The following is a 16,363-nucleotide window of genomic DNA, read 5'->3' as shown; positions in this document are numbered from 1 at the left end:
AGGGCAACAAAAACCAAGGAAGGAACGGCTAAAATGACTATTAATCTTCAGAAGCCGGATATTACTGAACTAAAACCACGCATTACCGTGTTCGGTGTTGGCGGTGGCGGTGGAAATGCCGTGAACAACATGATCACAGCTGGATTGCAGGGCGTTGACTTCGTTGTTGCAAACACTGATGCGCAAGCGCTGACCATGTCAAAATCAGAACGCATCATCCAATTGGGTGTTGCAGTTACTGAAGGCCTAGGTGCCGGATCGCAGCCAGAAATTGGCGCGGCGGCGGCTGAGGAATGCTTTGATGAGATTAATGATCATCTAAATGGCACGCATATGTGTTTTGTTACAGCCGGTATGGGCGGTGGTACAGGAACAGGTGCTGCACCTGTTGTTGCAAAAGCTGCACGCCAAAAAGGTATTCTCACCGTTGGTGTTGTAACTAAGCCTTTCCATTTTGAAGGCCAGCGCCGTATGCGTCTTGCAGATCTTGGTATCGAAGAGCTGCAGAAAAACGTTGATACGCTGATTGTGATCCCGAACCAAAACCTATTCCGGATTGCCAATGAGAATACAACATTTGCAGATGCCTTCTCCATGGCAGACCAAGTGCTTTATTCTGGTGTTGCTTGTATTACTGACTTGATGGTCAAAGAAGGCTTGATCAATCTAGACTTTGCTGATGTTCGTTCAGTTATGCGCGAAATGGGCAAAGCGATGATGGGTACCGGTGAAGCTTCAGGTGATGGCCGCGCAATGGCCGCTGCAGAAGCTGCAATTGCCAACCCACTTCTTGATGAAACATCAATGCGCGGTGCTCAGGGTCTTCTGATCTCGATCACTGGTGGTCGTGATATGACATTGTTTGAAGTTGATGAAGCAGCTACTCGCATTCGCGAAGAGGTTGATCCAGAAGCAAACATTATTCTTGGTGCAACATTTGATGAATCACTTGAAGGCATCATTCGTGTATCTGTTGTTGCAACAGGTATCGATTGTTCTGCAGAACAAATGGCGGGCCGTACTGAAACTGATATGCGTCCGGCAATGGCATCAATGCAAGCACAATTGAACCAGCGCAGCGCTGCAGCTGAAAAGCCTGCTGTTGAAGCTGTAATTCCTGCACCAGCTGCACCTGTTGCACAGGATAAAGTTGCTGAAACAATTATGTCTGCGGAAGCGGAAATTGAGCGCGAGCTTGAGATTGCTGCAAAAACTGAAATTGCAACACCGCAAAACAGATTGTTTGTTCCTGAAGCTACAACTGAGGCACCAGCACCTGTTGCATCACCTGCTCCGGTAATGGCCCAGCCTGCAGCCCCAGCACCAATGCCAGCGCCTGAGATGCAAACTCCTGCACCAGCGCCAACGTCGGCACCTGAAAGTTTAATGCCTGAAGTACCGGTTCAAGCGAGCCGTATGCCGCAGATTGAAGACTTCCCTGCGACAGTTAAAGCGGAAATGGATCGTGTGAATTCACCTTCCCACCACGAAGCAGCTGAAGAAAAAGGTGCAAAGGGGTTGTTCAAACGTATCAGTTCAAGCCTCGGCATGGGTGAAGATGATGTAACAACTGCCGCGCAAAAGGCGATTGAACAACAATCACCACAACCTCGCCGCCCATTGTCATCTGATCCTTCAGCGATGACAGGTGCCCGTGGAAACATGGATCAGCAGGGTCGCGTTGCACCAACAACGCCAACTCCTTCTGAGGACGAACAGCTTGAAATTCCAGCGTTTTTACGTCGCCAGGTTAGATAATAGTTAAAATCTTAATGATTTTGAAACGCAGCTACACTATGGTGTGGCTGCGTTTTCATTTTGGCAAAAATGCTTGCTGTAATCCAATGTTACAATTGCGTTACATTTGGAAATAAAGCGTGATTTGGAAAGAATCACGATTCAGCATATTTTAAGCATTGTGGCGGGGGACGCCTCTTAAAATTTAAGTGTGAGTGGCAACAAAGATGCGTCGTATAATTTCGTTCGACTGTGTTGCGTAAAGATCGAATTGGGCAGTTTAATGCATTATGATTTGAATGAATTTCAGGCTACGATTTCTAGGCCTGCGACACTTTCCGGTGTTGGCGTTCATAGTGGTTCTAATGTAACAATTTCTCTCATACCTGCAGATTCAAATACCGGCATCGTATTTAAGCGCATGTGCGGTACGCAAACTGTTTGCACATTACGTGCAGTTTCTTCACAGGTTGGTTCAACAGATTTCTGTACTTTGCTTGGTGATGCTCCAGATCGTTCTGTTGCGACTGTTGAGCACCTCATGGCAGCGCTCTACGCGATGGGTATTGATAATATCATTGTCGAGATCGACGGTGGTGAGGTTCCAATCATGGATGGCAGTTCGGCATTGTTTGTTGAGTTGATCGAAGCAACAGGTGTTGTCAAACTTGAAGAGCGTCGTCGCTACATTCGTGTGAAAAAAGCAGTGCGAGCTGAAATGGGTGGTTCATGGGCTGAGTTTACGCCGCATGAGGGTACTCGTTTTGAAATCGATATTGATTTCGCTTCACCAACCATTGGCCGTCAGTCATGGTGTGGCGAAGTTACCGCCGATAGCTTTAAACGCGAATTAAGCCGCGCGCGGACATTTGGCTTCATGCGTGATGTTGAGTTTTTGTGGGCATCTGGCCATGCACTTGGTTCTTCACTTGAAAATTCTGTTGTGATTGGTGAAGACGACCAAGTTATTAATATGGAAGGCCTTCGTTTTGAAGACGAGTTTGTGCGTCACAAAACGCTTGATGCTGTCGGTGATCTTGCTCTAGCTGGGGCACAATTTATTGGTTGTTACCGTTCATATCGCGGTGGTCACAAATTAAATGCTATGGCACTTCGCAAATTGCTTGCACAACAAGATGCATACGAGATTGTTGAGACAAAACATACGCGTGGCAAGGGTGGCTATGGCGAATTGGTAGCCGTGAGCTCACCTGTTTTTTCACCTTGGACTGTTTGATCGTTCACTAGACGGTAAAAACGCACGCCTAAATTAACTTAATTTCCAATTTTGCCATAAAAATGTGCCAATGCTGAAAGATGACGTTGGACGCATATGGATTTTACGATTAAAACCCTGTAAATAATGCTCTCGGTTTCAAACTCCTTTATTGGAGAAAGGTCAATTGGTTATGTTGTTATTCTCCAAATTGAGAATGCTTGCGAAAACAAGTCTGAGCTTTGCGATTTTGCTAAGTGTTATGGTTCTGGCCGGATGTCAGTCTGATCCGGATATCGACATTAATTCGCTTGTCGATACTGTTGAGCCGGCCGATGTGCTTTATAATCAGGCGCTGGCTAACATGAATGCCGGCAAAATGACGGAAGCAACCAAGAAATTTGATGCAATTGACCGTCAACACCCGTTTTCTGAATATGCGCGTAAAGCTCTCGTTTTGAACGCATTTGCGAAATATCGCTCTGGTCGCTCAACTGAGGCAATTACCAATGCGCGCCGTTTCTTGAACCTTTATCCAAATGATCCTGACGCTGCTTACGCGCAATATATCATTGGTTTAGCTTATTTCCGCCAAATTCCAGATGTGACACGTGATCAACGCGCATCGGCTCGCGCGATAGCTGCGATGCAAGAGGTTGTGGATCGTTATCCAGAATCAGAATACGTCGATGATGCGAAAGCGAAGATCAGAAAGTCGCGTGATCAGCTTGCTGGTAAAGAAATGCAAATTGGCCGTTACTACCAAGAACGCAAAGAATATTTGGCTTCGGTAAACCGCTATAAAGTTGTTGTTCAGCAATATGGTAACACACGACAGGTGGAAGAGGCCTTGGCGCGATTGGTCGAATCATATTACGCAATGGGCTTAACAAGTGAAGCGCAGACCGCAGCTGCTGTTTTGGGGCACAATTATCCTGACAGTCAATGGTATGCAGATTCATATAAACTATTGCAAACTGGTGGTTTGGAGCCTCGTGAAAATAAAGGATCTTGGATATCACGCGCTGCACGTAGAGTGGCACTTGGGACTCCTTCCTAACCTGGGGTGGGGGGATGCTGGCTCAACTTTCTATACGTGACATAGTTCTGATTGATAAGCTGGATTTATCCTTCGATCATGGGCTATCTGTTTTGACCGGTGAAACCGGGGCAGGCAAGTCTATTTTACTTGATAGTTTGTCGCTTGCGCTAGGCGGGCGGGGTGATGGTTCATTGGTTCGCCAGGGGTGTGACAAAGGCCAAATCACAGCAGTATTTGACCTTCCGATAGATCATCCCGTACGTTCTGTTTTAAAAGAAAATGAAATTTCCGACGACGGAGAACTGATTATTCGGCGTGTTCAAAATGCTGATGGCCGTTCGCGTGCGTTTGTAAATGACCAGCCAAGCAGTGTATCGCTTTTAAAAGCCCTTGGAACACATTTGGTAGAAATTCATGGCCAACATGACGATCGTGCTCTGGTTGATGTTCAATCCCATAAAATGCTTTTGGATGCTTTTGGTGGACTGACCCTTAGTCGTGAGGAAGTTTCAAGCTTGTACCAAAAGTACCGTGCAGCAGAGAAAGAGTTAAAATCTCAACGTCAACGCATTGAAGAAGCAGCGCGAGAAGCGGATTGGCTAAAAGCTTCAGTGGATGAATTGGAAACCTTATCACCTCAGGATGGTGAAGAGGATGAATTGGCAGAGAGCCGCTCAAAAATGATGAAGGCGGAAAAGATCGCCACAGATATTAATGAAGCGCAAGAATCATTGAGCGGCCATCATTCCCCTGTTCCTGCCCTTAACCAGCTATTGCGCAGGCTTGAGCGAAAGAACTCTGAAGCACCTGGTTTGCTTGAAGATACAATTGAAGCATTGGGCAGCGCATTGGATGGATTATCAGAGGCGCAAAGTGCGGTTGAGATCGCGTTGCGTGAATGTGAGTTTAATCCGCGCGAATTAGAAGAGACAGAAGAGCGCTTGTTTGCCCTTCGTGCTGCCAGCCGTAAATATAATGTTCCTGTTGCCAATCTTCCGGAATTAGCGGCTACCATGATCGCAGATCTTGCGGCGATTAATGATGGTGAAGAGCTTTTGTTCCAGCTTGAGGAAAATGTAAAAACCACAAAGGCTGATTTCATCCAAGGTGCAAAACTATTGTCCGAAAAACGCCACAATACAGCTCAAGCGCTTTCTGAAGCAGTAATGTCGGAGTTGCCCGAGCTGAAACTTGAGCGGGCCGAATTTATAGTTGATATACAAAGTGATGAGGATAATGCCGGGGCAGATGGCATTGACCTGATAGAATTTCATGTTCGTACAAATCCGGGCACGCGTGCTGGGCCTATCATGAAGGTTGCCTCTGGAGGTGAATTATCCCGCTTCTTATTGGCGTTGAAAGTTGCATTGGCGGATCGTGGTTCTGCTCCGACTTTGGTGTTTGATGAAATTGATACAGGTGTGGGTGGTGCTGTTGCAGATGCAATTGGCAAGCGGCTTGCGCGTTTGTCTCAATCTATACAGGTGCTTTCTGTCACCCATGCGCCGCAAGTGGCTGCGCGCGCAAAGACGCATTTATTGATCTCAAAATCCCAAGCACAGGCTGATGATGTGATGTTGTCTACAAACGTGAGAGCGATTGATCAAGATGGCCGTCAGGAAGAAATTGCCCGCATGCTCGCGGGTGCTACTATTACAGATGAAGCACGTGCGGCTGCCGCTCAGCTGCTTGCAAGTAACGGATAAAAAATGTCGGATCTTTCTGAATTAGAGGTCTCTTTACTCACTGCTGAACAGGCGAGGATTGAACTGGAACGCTTGGCTGATCTCATGGCCTACCATGATCGGCTCTATCATACCAATGACGCGCCTGAGATTACTGATGCTGACTATGACGCGCTTAAACGTCGGAACCTAGAGATCGAGGCAAAATTTCCTCAGTTGAAGCTGAAAAATTCACCATCTAATAAGGTTGGTGCACCAGTTGCGTCTGGGTTTTCAAAAATTTCGCATAATGTTGCGATGCTCTCGCTTGATAACGCTTTTAACGATCAGGATGTTCGAGATTTTGCAGCCCGTATACGTCGATTTTTATCGCTCGGGGCTTCTGATAAAGTTGCGTTGACTGCGGAGCCAAAGATTGATGGCCTATCAATGTCATTGCGCTATGAGAATGGTACACTGGTTTCTGCAGCAACACGCGGTGACGGTGCTGTTGGCGAAAATGTAACTGAGAATGTTAAAACCATTTCTGAGATCCCGCAACAATTGCCAGAAGATGCAAATGTGCCGGATATCATGGAAGTTCGCGGCGAAGTTTATATGCGACGCGATGATTTCTTTGCGCTTAATGAAAAGCAAGCAGAACTTGGGAAACAGATTTATGTGAACCCAAGGAACACAGCCGCCGGATCATTAAGACAGCTGGACGCAAAGATCACGGCTTCTCGACCACTTAAGTTTTTTGCTTATGCATGGGGTGAAGTCGCGCCTGAAATGCCCGCGACTACTCAGATGGGCATGGTTGAGCTTTATAAATCCTGGGGCTTTTCAGTTAACCCCTTGATGCAGCGTTTTGATGATATTGAAGCATTACTGCAGCATTATTCAAAGATTGAAGAGGAACGCCCAGAGCTTCCTTATGATATAGATGGCGTTGTTTATAAAGTTGATGATTTAGCGCTTCAGGCAAGGCTTGGGTTTATCTCACGATCACCACGCTGGGCCATTGCGCATAAATTTCCGGCGGAAAAAGCATCGACCCTACTCAAAGCGATTGATATTCAGGTTGGCCGCACGGGTGCGCTTACGCCAGTTGCGCGATTGGAACCGGTCACTGTAGGTGGAGTTGTGGTGACAAATGCAACACTGCACAATGCGGAAGAGCTTGAGCGTCTGGGTGTTAAAATTGGCGATACGGTTCGTATCGAGCGGGCAGGGGATGTGATCCCTAAAGTACTTGAAGTGGTGTCCTCACCAGATGATGCGGAGATCTTTGAATTTCCGTCCATATGCCCATGTGAACTCAAATCACCAGTCGTTCAGGAAAAGACTGCGACAGGTGCTGCGGGCGTTGTGCGCCGTTGTTCAGGTGAGTTTGCTTGTCCTTATCAGCGCAAGGAGCATCTGAAGCATTTTGTCTCTCGTAAAGCCTTTGATATCGATGGGCTTGGCGACAAACAGATTGAATATTTTTATCAGGATGAGAGCCTTTATATCAATTCACCTGCCGATATCTTCACCCTTGCTAAACGCGACGAAGCCAATTTCACCAAACTGAAGAACCGTGATGGTTATGGTGATTTATCTGCACAAAAGCTGTTTGATGCCATTGAAGATAAGCGAACAATACCGCTGGCGAAATTGATCTTTGCGCTTGGTATTCGCCATGTGGGTGAAGCGACAGGTAAAACACTTGCAGGTGCTTATCTCAATTGGGCGTCCTTTGAGGAAGCAATAATGTTGATCATAAAGGGTGATGAAGCAGCACTTCAGGAACTGCTAGCTCTTGATGATATTGGACCTGCTGTTGTTGATGCGATGCGTCAGTTCTTTGGACGAGATGATAATCGCAAAATGGTTGATGACTTGATTGCTGAACTTGATATTTTAGATGCTGAAGCACCTTCGGCAGATAGTCCAGTTGCTGGTCAGACTGTGGTGTTTACCGGTAAGCTTGAGCGCATGTCACGCGATGAAGCCAAAGCCATGGCGGAGCAATTAGGTGCTAAAGTTGCTGGCTCTATTTCTAAGAAAACAGATTTGTTGGTGGCAGGCCCGGGAGCGGGCTCCAAACTTAAAAAAGCAACCGATCTAGGTATTAAAACAATCACTGAAAATGAGTGGTTTACGCTGATCGGACGCGATTAAGTTTAGTACTCAATCCGTTCGCCATCCCATGCGATAATGTCACCAGTATTTTCAATAACCGCGTTTTCAATCACGCTTAGCAACTTTTCGGCAGAATATTGTGGTGTGAAAAGCTTTTCTTTTGATACATTACCCTGAAATGGTTCTGATAACTTGCTATCAACTGTTCCGGGGTGAAGACCGAGAATAATCATTTGTTTGTATCGACGTGCGGCTTCAATGCTGAGGTTTTTGAGGACCATATTAAGCGCCGTTTTAGAGGCGCGATAAGCATACCATCCACCCAGGCCATTGTCTGATATGCTGCCAACACGGGCGGATAGGCACGCAAAGACTGATCTTTCATCTTTGCGCATGATCGGCAAGAAATGTTTGGCGACTAGTGCTGGCCCGATGGTGTTGATTGCGAAATTTTTCTCAAAGCCTTCGATAGATAAATCGCGGATGGCTTTTTCGGGTTTAACATCGTTGTTATGCAAAAAACCTGTTGTGATGAAAACCAGATCCTGGGGTCCAATTTCTTTGGCACGCTCTGCTGCATCTCGAATTGTTGTTTCATCTGTTAGGTCAAGTTTTTGATATTTTATTTTTGAAGATTGCGGTGAAATCTCTGTTCGCGCGCATGCCAAAATATGATCAATGTCTGGATTATTGCTCAGCTGGTTGATAATAGCCGCACCAATGCCGCCGCTCGCACCAATAATTGTAACGTTTTTTGCCATTTTACATCCTTTGATCTTCATACGTGTTTATACAAATTTCGGTTTTGTTTCGCGTAGTATTACGAGTTGACTAGTGTGCGGTTTGGTGACAATGCTCACTCTTTGAGCGAGGGGTGCGATGTCAGAAAAAACTTCACAATTTATGCGAGGTGCAAAAGACGGATTTCCGGTTGTCATTGCGGCAACTCCATTTGGATTGTTGTTTGGGACATTGGCGATTGATAACGGGTTCACTATTTCAGAAGCCGTTTTAATGAGTGCGCTTGTGTTCGCAGGCGCCAGTCAGATGGTTGGTATAGAGCTTTTTGGACAAAGCATTGCGCCTTGGTTGATACTTTTGTCGATCTTTGCTGTGAATTTTCGCCATGTTTTATACTCAGCGACCCTTGGGCGCTATTTCAATCACATGTCACCATCCCAACAGGCTATTGCTTTTTTCTTTATGACCGACCCGCAATTTGCGGCGAGTGAACAACGTGGTGAACGGGGAGAAAAGCTCACATTCGCTTGGTATATGGGCATGGCAATCCCGCTTTATGTATTTTGGGTCGCAGAAGCTTGGCTGGGCGCTGTATTTGGAAGTTTGATTACAAATACCGAGGCGCTTGGTATTACCTTTTTGCTTTCGATCTATTTTCTTGCGCTTTTGATGTCCTTTCGCGGACGGTCATTATTCGTTCCAGTGGTTGCGGCAAGTGCGGTCAGTTCATCTGTTGCCTTTCTCACGCTGGGCTCGCCCTGGCATGTGAGCGTGGGTGGCGTATTTGGAATTTTGGTGGCTGCATGTTGGCCAACCCAGAATAGAGGGCAGAATAGAAAGGCACCAGAACAATGATGGGTGATTTTCTAGGTCTATCGGATAATGTTTGGATCATTATTTTTGCGGCACTCATTACATATTTCACACGGGTATCAGGTCATTTAATCCTCTCACGGTTTGAAACCATTCACCCACGTGTGGAAGCAGGGTTAAACGCTGTGCCAGCGGCTGTTGTGACGGCAATTGTGGTGCCAGCTGTTTTGACTGGCGGATGGGCTGAAATCATCACCGTTATTCTAGCCGTAATCGCGTCATTACGCCTTTCCATGATGAAAGTTTTCTTCATGGGTTGGATATTGATCATCGCTTTGAGAGCGATTGGGCTTTAATCAGCTTTTAGCGGACAGGTTTGTGCGTTGAGCCAGGTAAGGGTAGCTTCATCATCGATATACTGAGTAAGCACGTTGCGGACCTTTGCATGATAATTGTTGAGCCAAGCGATTTGTTCGCCTGTCATGAGGCTCGGTAGGATCAGTTCTTTGTCGATAGGGCAAAGCGTAAGGGTCTCAAATCCCATCATGTCTATCTCGCCATCTTCAATAGAGCGCGGCTCATGAATTGAGATTAGGTTTTCAATCCGTATGCCAAAGCCGCCATCTCTGTAATAGCCTGGTTCATTGGATACAATCATTCCCGGCTGATACTCAACCATTGAACGCTTGGAGATGTTTTGCGGACCTTCATGTACGGATAAATAGCTACCAACGCCATGCCCCGTGCCATGGGCATAATCTACGCCATTTTTCCATAATGCTGCACGCGCAAATGCATCAATATCAATACCGCGGGTTCCTTTGGGAAAACGTAAAAGCGAGATATCGATCATGCCTTTGAGCACAAGAGTGAAATACTTTTTCTGCTCTTCTGGCACATTCCCTAATGAGATTGTGCGAGTGATATCAGTTGTGCCACATTCATATTGGCCACCTGAATCTACTAAGATCATCTCGCCGCTTTTCAAATCCCGATTGCTATCTTCATCTACGCGGTAATGAATGATCGCTGCATGAGGACCGGAGCCGGATATTGTATCAAATGAAATATCTTTCAACTCATTCCCGTGTTTTGTGCCATATTCGCTTCGGATTGCTTCAAGCTTCTTGGCGACTTTAATTTCGTCCAGTGTTTCAGGTGATTGGGACTTGAGCCAAAAAATAAAACTCACCATTGCAGCACCATCGATCTTATGCGCCAAAATGCTGCCATCGATCTCAGCCGTATTTTTAACCGCGCGTGGTAATTGTATCGGATCATCGCGATTGATCACACTAGCGCCATGCGCCTTAAGTGTCATAGAGATCGCATGAGATGCAGAATTCGCATCCAAACTAACAACTAGCTGTTTCTCACCAAGTTCAGACAGAGCTGTTTCGAATTCACTCGGCGGACGTAAGTCAGCAAGCTGATTTAGATAGGCTTCTTCTTCTATGCTCAATTTGCGTTTGTCGATAAATAATTGCGCAATCTGGTCTTTAAATATAATCGCGCGTGATAATACGACCGGGGTGTGCATGACATCATTACCGCGAATGTTAAACAGCCAGGCAATGGCAGTGGGGTCTGCAACAATTGTTGCGTCATCACCCTGATTATCAAGCTCTTCTTTTAGTTCCTTTATTTTAATCTTAGCCAGTTTGCCGCTAAATTTGTCAGGTTGGATGGATAAAGGCTCCAATGGAGCTGAGGGTTGATCCTCCCAAACGGCATCAACTGGGTTGTCTTTTAAGATCACCAGTTTGCCGTCAATTGTCTCTAATGCTTCTTCTAGTTTCTGAACGCTGGCACTGGGCAATATCCAAGGATCGATGCCAAGGCGCAAACCGTTGGGTGCATTCTTTTTGATCCATTTCGATGGTGGATTGGAAACCAAGTCTTCAAAACCAAATACTTGAGCATCACATTGTTTGGCAACTTGAGAGGTATAGCGACCATCTGTGAAAACAATAGCTTTTTCTTTTAAGATAAGAGCGGAACCTGCGGATCCTGTAAAGCTCGTAAGCCATGCTAAGCGTTCTGCGCAATGGGGAATGTATTCGCCAAGATATTCATCGCTTTTTGGGACTAGGACAGCGTCAATCTCCAATGCATCAAACATTTGTCTGAGTGCCTCAACTCGAGCCTTGGCAGTTTCTGGATGAGAGAGAGTGGCAAATTGTTGAAACATTTCAAATCCTAGTCGCGAATAATTCAGCGCTGAACATAACGTGAGGCTTAAATAAAATACAGCATTTTTACCTATGCATTACGTGCATAGCTCATATACTTATATTGCGCTGCACAATTATTTTTTTGCGCTATATTGAAACTGTATCGGGTGGCAATGAACCACAGAAGGAAATTTGAAAATGGCAAACACACTTTTGAAATCTGCATTTGAGCGCATGATCTACGCACGCGAACGTCAGGTTCGTCGTTATGTTAATGGCACACTAATCGGTCTTGACGATGCGACACTAAAGTCAATTGGCCGTACGCGTGAAGAAATTCGCAAAGAAGGTTATCAGCCTTACGGTGTCTAATACCAATTGAGTTTAGTACACGATTATTGAAGCGGCCTTCTGGCCGCTTTTTATTTTTGTGCTTAAATTATTTTAGCACAATTGTAACCCAGCCATTGCGCCAGATTGTTTGTTGATGGGCAAGGCCTTGATTGTTGAACGCTGATAAAACCTTATAGCGTTGTTCTGACAAAATACCGGATAAGATCACTGTGCCGCCAGGCTTTAAGTTTTTCGCGATCTCAGGTGCCATGCGCATTAATGGTCTCGCCAAAATATTTGCGATGATTAGACCAAATGGTCCTTTTTGGGCAAAAATCGGTGAGCCAAAACCATTGACAGTTTGGCAGTCGATCAAATTTCCAACTTCATTAAACTTTGCGTTTTGTTGCGCAATATGTGTGGCAATTGGATCGATATCTGTTGCGAGTACAGAGCTTCGCCCTAATTTTGCGGCGGCAATTGCAAGAACGCCGCTACCTGTACCCAAATCTAGAATTGGGGCAAAACCGCGTAAACTGTCATGAGACTTTTTTCCAATCGTTTCAATCATTTCAAGGCAACCGGCTGTGGTGCCGTGATGTCCGGTACCAAATGCCTGGGCAGCGTTGATTTCGACTGAGAGCTGATGGGGTTTGACTACATCTCGATCATGAGAGCCATGAATGATAAACCTTCCGGTTTCAACAGGTGTTAAACCTTCCAATGTGTGGGTCACCCAATCGATATCAGGAAGTGTTTCTGTTCCAATATTTAAATCCAGATCAGATGTTGCCAGCACCTTTTTAAGACGTTGTAGGGCGTCGATTTCTGTCTGGTCATCAACATAGACAGATGCATTCCAAATCTTCTCGTCTTCATCAATTTCTGTGGTGGAAATTGCAAAACCATCTTCCTCAAACTCCACCTCTAAAAGATCGAGAAGCTGATGAGCTGTTTCTTCATCTGTTGTGACGTGTAATCGGATTTGCGGCATGAAATATCCCTTTTAGCGCGTTAGAAAATGCTGTCGCGCTTTCGTGGGGTCTATTTGGCATGGCTTTTACAAGAGGTAAAGTAGGGGAGTAGCTTTATCTTAAATTGAGGATGTCTTTTTAAACGCGCCATCCTCAATAAGATTTAGCGCCAAGGGTTTTTAAACTAGCCCTCGATTAAGTTTTTTAGTTTTTGGATTGCTGTATCAGGGTTTTCGCCATAGGCAATGGTGCTTTTAAATTGGCCACCATTGTGGAACAAAAGCACAGATGCCGTATGATCCATGGTGTAATCGCCAGTTGGATCATTTGCGTCCAATGGTACCTTTTTAAAATACACTTTGAAGTCACGCAGCATGGCAGAGACGTCATCTAATGGCCCAGTAATACCTTTAACGCGGTCAGATACGTTGCTAATATAAGTGTCTAACACTTCGACGGTATCTTTTTCAGGGTCGACGCTGACAAAATATCCGTTGATTTTTTCACCTGAGGGATCCGCTGCATCCAACCAGCCGTCAAGTTCATAAAGCGTTGTGGGGCAAATTTCCGGGCAATGTGTAAAGCCAAAGAACACCGCAGCAGGTTTTTCTGCAAAAGCAGCCTCGGTAATTTCTGCCCCTGTTTGATCAACCAGTTTAAAAGGGCCACCAAATGCGGTTTCATTTGATGTTGTCCCTTTGTGCCAATCAAAGCTGAGCGCAACCATGCCAACGGCTATAACCGCGATGAGTGACCAAAGTATAATACGAAACGTCTTCATGATTTCCCTATGGTTTAATTTTTTTGCAACTTATCGATTGATAGTTTGTAAGTCTTGATGTCAAAGTGCCTCACCTCATCACGTTTAAGTGAACTCTGATTGCCAATGAAAAAACAAGGCAGTATTTAAAAGCATATCAAGAATACAAAATTTGGTTTCATGAACACACATCAAAACACGCCCATACTTTATTCCTTTCGTCGATGCCCTTATGCAATGCGCGCGCGATTAGCACTTCGATCAAGTCAGTTGAGCGTTGAACTTCGAGAAATAGTTCTGCGTGATAAGCCTGCGCACATGGTTGAGGTGTCACCAAAGGCAACGGTACCTGTGATGATTTTGCCAGATGGTGTTGTCGTCGATGAAAGCCTGGATGTCATGTTGCATGCGCTTCAACACAACGACCCTGAGCAAATGCTCGATCAAGAGGGTGCAAGTTTGGATGAAATGCTTTCTTTGATTGCGCAGTTTGACGGTCCATTTAAAACGGCGCTTGATCGCTATAAATATGCTAATCGACATGAAAATGTTGATGTGGAGGATGAGCGCAAAATCGCGTCGGAATATTTGATGTTGCTCGAAGACATGCTCTCCAACGGAAATACATTTTTATATGGCAAACGTATTTCGCTTGCAGACTTGGCGATTTTTCCCTTTGTGCGACAATTTGCAAATGTAGATAAGGATTGGTTTGATAACCAGACTTGGCCAAAAGTAGTTCGAGCACTTGATAAATTTGTGCAATCAGAGCGTTTCCTAGATATCATGGAAAAATATCCGCAATGGCACGAGGGTGATCAACCAACATATTTTGGTTCCAGTGAAATGGAGTGATAAATCATGCAAAAGACCGTTACTATTCGCACAAACGGTTCTGGGCTTTACGAGTTTACCCATGAAGTGGTTGAGTTTGTGCAAAATGCGGGTGTTGAAAGTGGGCTTCTGACGGTATTTGTCAGGCACACATCATGTTCGCTTCTTATACAAGAAAACGCAGATCCTGACGTTCGGTTTGATCTTGATAGTTTTTTTAAACGACTGGTTCCGCGAACTGATCATCCCTCCATGAGTTGGGTTCGCCATACAATGGAAGGCCCTGATGATATGCCCGCACATATAAAGGCTGCCATGATGCCTGTGTCTTTATCTATTCCTGTTGCTAATAATCGACCGTTACTAGGAACCTGGCAGGGGGTTTACGTGTTTGAACATCGCGATTATCCACATGAAAGACAGGTAATATTGCACATAAGTGATTGAAGTTTATCATTTAAATTTTGATGAACCGAATATGAACGGCAAGTTCTGATTTGGTTCAGTTGGTTTTAAATAGGTTTAGACCAAGCAAATCCTGGAGGTCTATTATGTTTAACCAATTAAAGAAAAGCTTTATCGCAATCATCATATCTATCGCAACGCTCGGTGCCAGCGCACAAACTGCATCAGCGGCTGGTGTAACATTTGAATTTCGCTATGGTTACCATGGCCATGGTCCTGTGGTTCGAGCGCACCCACACCATCGCAAACATTACCACGCGCCAAAGCCACGCAATTACTATTGTTCACCAAGAAAAGCGGTTGATAAAGCGCGCCACAAATACGGCGTGAGATATGCAAAAATTAGCTATGCTAATCGTCATAAGCTCGTGGTGAGAGGCTATAAGCGCGGCCACCGTGTTAAGGTTGTCTTTGCCAATAATCGCGGATGTCCTGTTATTGCACGACGCGCTGTTTGGTAAGAAAACCATCTCGATAAAAAACCCCGGTATTCGCGTGCCGGGGTATTTTGTATTTATTGATCTATTTCAAAAGTTACATTGACTGTTATGCGATAGCTATTTTCACCGCTGGCAATTGGAACCGCATCGCTTTCTGCCATTGCCATTTTAGCAACTTGCGCACGCAATATTGGTTGTGGTGCGGGATTAAACGACTGCTCGCTAATTTGGCGGATTGAACCAACTTCAACGCCTGCGGCTTGGGTTAGAACCTCGGCTTTTTCAACGGCGTTTTTCATCGCTTCCGCGCGCGCTTGCATTTGCAATGGTTTGGGATCTGAATTTCCGAACGAAATATTACCACCTTCGTTGACACCAAGGCTTACAGATTTATCTAGGATTTCACCGACTTTATCGAGATCACGGATGCGGATCGCCAGCGAGTTTGAAACCTGATAGGCAACGATTTTAGGTGACTTAATCTGGTTGTTATTATTGGGATAGATATATCTTGGATGAATGGAAAAGTTTGACGTTTGTAAATCTTTGTCTTCAATCCCAAATTCCTTCATGGAATTTAAAATGTCGTTCATGGCTGAATTGTTTTCAGATAGTGCGGCTTTTGCCGTTTCAGCTTCGCGCAGGACTGTGAGGTTGATGGTCGCCATGTCGGGCGCTGCATTGATAATTCCAACGCCAGTGACAGAAATTGTGCCAGCTGTGTCTTCCGCGCCAAAAGCGAGCGCTGTTGTTGCTAGCATAGCTGAGAAAACTAAGGATGTGAGTGTGATGTGTTTTCGCAAAATTTTGGCTCCAATATATTCATCAATTATCGACCTAAGATGCAAAACAATGTGAGTTTAATAGGGCGAAGAATTGTGATCTTTACATTTTTAGACTAGACGCGTCCACGATCCTGCGGCATAAGCTGTTTTTGATGCACATCATCATGGTGGGGCCTGTAGCTCAGCTGGTTAGAGCCGGCGGCTCATAACCGCTTGGTCGGGGGTTCGAGTCCCTCCGGGCCCACCAAATTTTCAAAA

Annotated in this window: 16 protein-coding genes and 1 tRNA gene; 12 read left to right on the top strand and 5 right to left on the bottom strand. The window is 45.3% G+C overall.

The genetic code is table 11. The features are described from left to right. The first annotated feature begins 33 nt into the window (after positions 1-33). From ftsZ to ligA, 5 genes are all read left to right on the top strand, one after another. The gene (gene ftsZ / locus ACZ1GZ_RS15420) at positions 34-1,758 is read left to right on the top strand and encodes a cell division protein FtsZ (protein ID WP_472665769.1); all 1,725 of its coding nucleotides are present in this window, start codon (positions 34-36) and stop codon (positions 1,756-1,758) included. A 262-nt stretch (positions 1,759-2,020) separates the two neighbouring features. Next, entirely contained in the window at positions 2,021-2,974 is a 954-nt protein-coding gene (gene lpxC, locus ACZ1GZ_RS15415; protein ID WP_472665768.1) for a UDP-3-O-acyl-N-acetylglucosamine deacetylase, read from the top strand. A gap of 172 nt (positions 2,975-3,146) precedes the next feature. Then, positions 3,147-4,013 (top strand): outer membrane protein assembly factor BamD, encoded by an 867-nt coding sequence (locus tag ACZ1GZ_RS15410; RefSeq protein ID WP_472668327.1) that lies wholly within the window; start codon positions 3,147-3,149, stop codon positions 4,011-4,013. 14 nt (positions 4,014-4,027) lie between these two features. Beyond that, positions 4,028-5,701, top strand: a complete 1,674-nt coding sequence (recN, locus tag ACZ1GZ_RS15405) for a DNA repair protein RecN (RefSeq protein WP_472665767.1) — start codon at positions 4,028-4,030, stop codon at positions 5,699-5,701. A gap of 3 nt (positions 5,702-5,704) precedes the next feature. Further along, on the top strand, positions 5,705-7,825 hold the full coding sequence (gene ligA / locus ACZ1GZ_RS15400; RefSeq protein WP_472665766.1) for an NAD-dependent DNA ligase LigA: 2,121 nt from the start codon (positions 5,705-5,707) through the stop codon (positions 7,823-7,825). 2 nt (positions 7,826-7,827) lie between these two features. Here the strand turns inward: ligA and ACZ1GZ_RS15395 are convergent, their stop codons facing one another. After that, complete coding sequence (locus tag ACZ1GZ_RS15395; RefSeq protein ID WP_472665765.1) at positions 7,828-8,547, bottom strand: SDR family NAD(P)-dependent oxidoreductase; 720 nt, start codon at positions 8,545-8,547, stop codon at positions 7,828-7,830. A 118-nt stretch (positions 8,548-8,665) separates the two neighbouring features. Here ACZ1GZ_RS15395 and ACZ1GZ_RS15390 point away from each other — a divergent pair, with 118 nt between their 5' ends. Beyond that, complete coding sequence (locus ACZ1GZ_RS15390) at positions 8,666-9,382, top strand: AzlC family ABC transporter permease (protein WP_472665764.1); 717 nt, start codon at positions 8,666-8,668, stop codon at positions 9,380-9,382. Then, on the top strand, positions 9,379-9,696 hold the full coding sequence (locus ACZ1GZ_RS15385; protein ID WP_472665763.1) for an AzlD family protein: 318 nt from the start codon (positions 9,379-9,381) through the stop codon (positions 9,694-9,696). Before ACZ1GZ_RS15390 ends, ACZ1GZ_RS15385 begins: the two co-directional genes overlap by 4 nt. On the opposite strand, the gene ACZ1GZ_RS15380 is transcribed toward ACZ1GZ_RS15385, so the two are convergent. Beyond that, entirely contained in the window at positions 9,693-11,531 is a 1,839-nt protein-coding gene (locus ACZ1GZ_RS15380; protein WP_472665762.1) for an aminopeptidase P family protein, read from the bottom strand. The two genes, ACZ1GZ_RS15385 and ACZ1GZ_RS15380, sit on opposite strands and share 4 nt — an antisense overlap. 181 nt (positions 11,532-11,712) lie before the next feature. Here ACZ1GZ_RS15380 and ACZ1GZ_RS15375 point away from each other — a divergent pair, with 181 nt between their 5' ends. Beyond that, complete coding sequence (locus tag ACZ1GZ_RS15375) at positions 11,713-11,886, top strand: hypothetical protein (protein ID WP_472665761.1); 174 nt, start codon at positions 11,713-11,715, stop codon at positions 11,884-11,886. Between the two features lie 67 nt (positions 11,887-11,953). Here the strand turns inward: ACZ1GZ_RS15375 and ACZ1GZ_RS15370 are convergent, their stop codons facing one another. Together ACZ1GZ_RS15370 and ACZ1GZ_RS15365 are read right to left on the bottom strand one after the other, a co-directional pair. Beyond that, positions 11,954-12,841 carry a 50S ribosomal protein L11 methyltransferase gene (locus ACZ1GZ_RS15370; protein ID WP_472665760.1) on the bottom strand — a complete coding sequence of 296 codons (888 nt, stop codon included), beginning with the start codon at positions 12,839-12,841 and terminating at the stop codon, positions 11,954-11,956. A gap of 164 nt (positions 12,842-13,005) precedes the next feature. After that, on the bottom strand, positions 13,006-13,602 hold the full coding sequence (locus ACZ1GZ_RS15365) for an SCO family protein (protein ID WP_472665759.1): 597 nt from the start codon (positions 13,600-13,602) through the stop codon (positions 13,006-13,008). A 216-nt stretch (positions 13,603-13,818) separates the two neighbouring features. Here ACZ1GZ_RS15365 and ACZ1GZ_RS15360 point away from each other — a divergent pair, with 216 nt between their 5' ends. The 3 genes from ACZ1GZ_RS15360 (at position 13,819) to ACZ1GZ_RS15350 (ending at position 15,341) form a co-directional block, all read left to right on the top strand. Then, positions 13,819-14,436, top strand: coding sequence for a glutathione S-transferase (locus tag ACZ1GZ_RS15360; RefSeq protein WP_472665758.1), 618 nt, complete (start codon positions 13,819-13,821; stop codon positions 14,434-14,436). Positions 14,437-14,439: 3 nt separating this feature from the next. Then, positions 14,440-14,862 carry a secondary thiamine-phosphate synthase enzyme YjbQ gene (locus ACZ1GZ_RS15355; RefSeq protein WP_472668326.1) on the top strand — a complete coding sequence of 141 codons (423 nt, stop codon included), beginning with the start codon at positions 14,440-14,442 and terminating at the stop codon, positions 14,860-14,862. 104 nt (positions 14,863-14,966) lie between these two features. Further along, positions 14,967-15,341 (top strand): hypothetical protein, encoded by a 375-nt coding sequence (locus ACZ1GZ_RS15350; RefSeq protein WP_472665757.1) that lies wholly within the window; start codon positions 14,967-14,969, stop codon positions 15,339-15,341. Between the two features lie 53 nt (positions 15,342-15,394). Here ACZ1GZ_RS15350 and ACZ1GZ_RS15345 read toward each other — a convergent pair whose 3' ends face one another. After that, positions 15,395-16,123 (bottom strand): SIMPL domain-containing protein, encoded by a 729-nt coding sequence (locus tag ACZ1GZ_RS15345; RefSeq protein ID WP_472665756.1) that lies wholly within the window; start codon positions 16,121-16,123, stop codon positions 15,395-15,397. A gap of 152 nt (positions 16,124-16,275) precedes the next feature. On the opposite strand from ACZ1GZ_RS15345, the gene ACZ1GZ_RS15340 reads away from it, so the two are divergent. Continuing rightward, a tRNA-Ile gene (locus ACZ1GZ_RS15340) sits at positions 16,276-16,352 on the top strand. Positions 16,353-16,363 lie beyond the last annotated feature (11 nt).

This window comes from Lentilitoribacter sp. JB5-8 (genome assembly GCF_055693385.1).
This window is presented reverse-complemented; position numbering and strand designations above follow the sequence as displayed.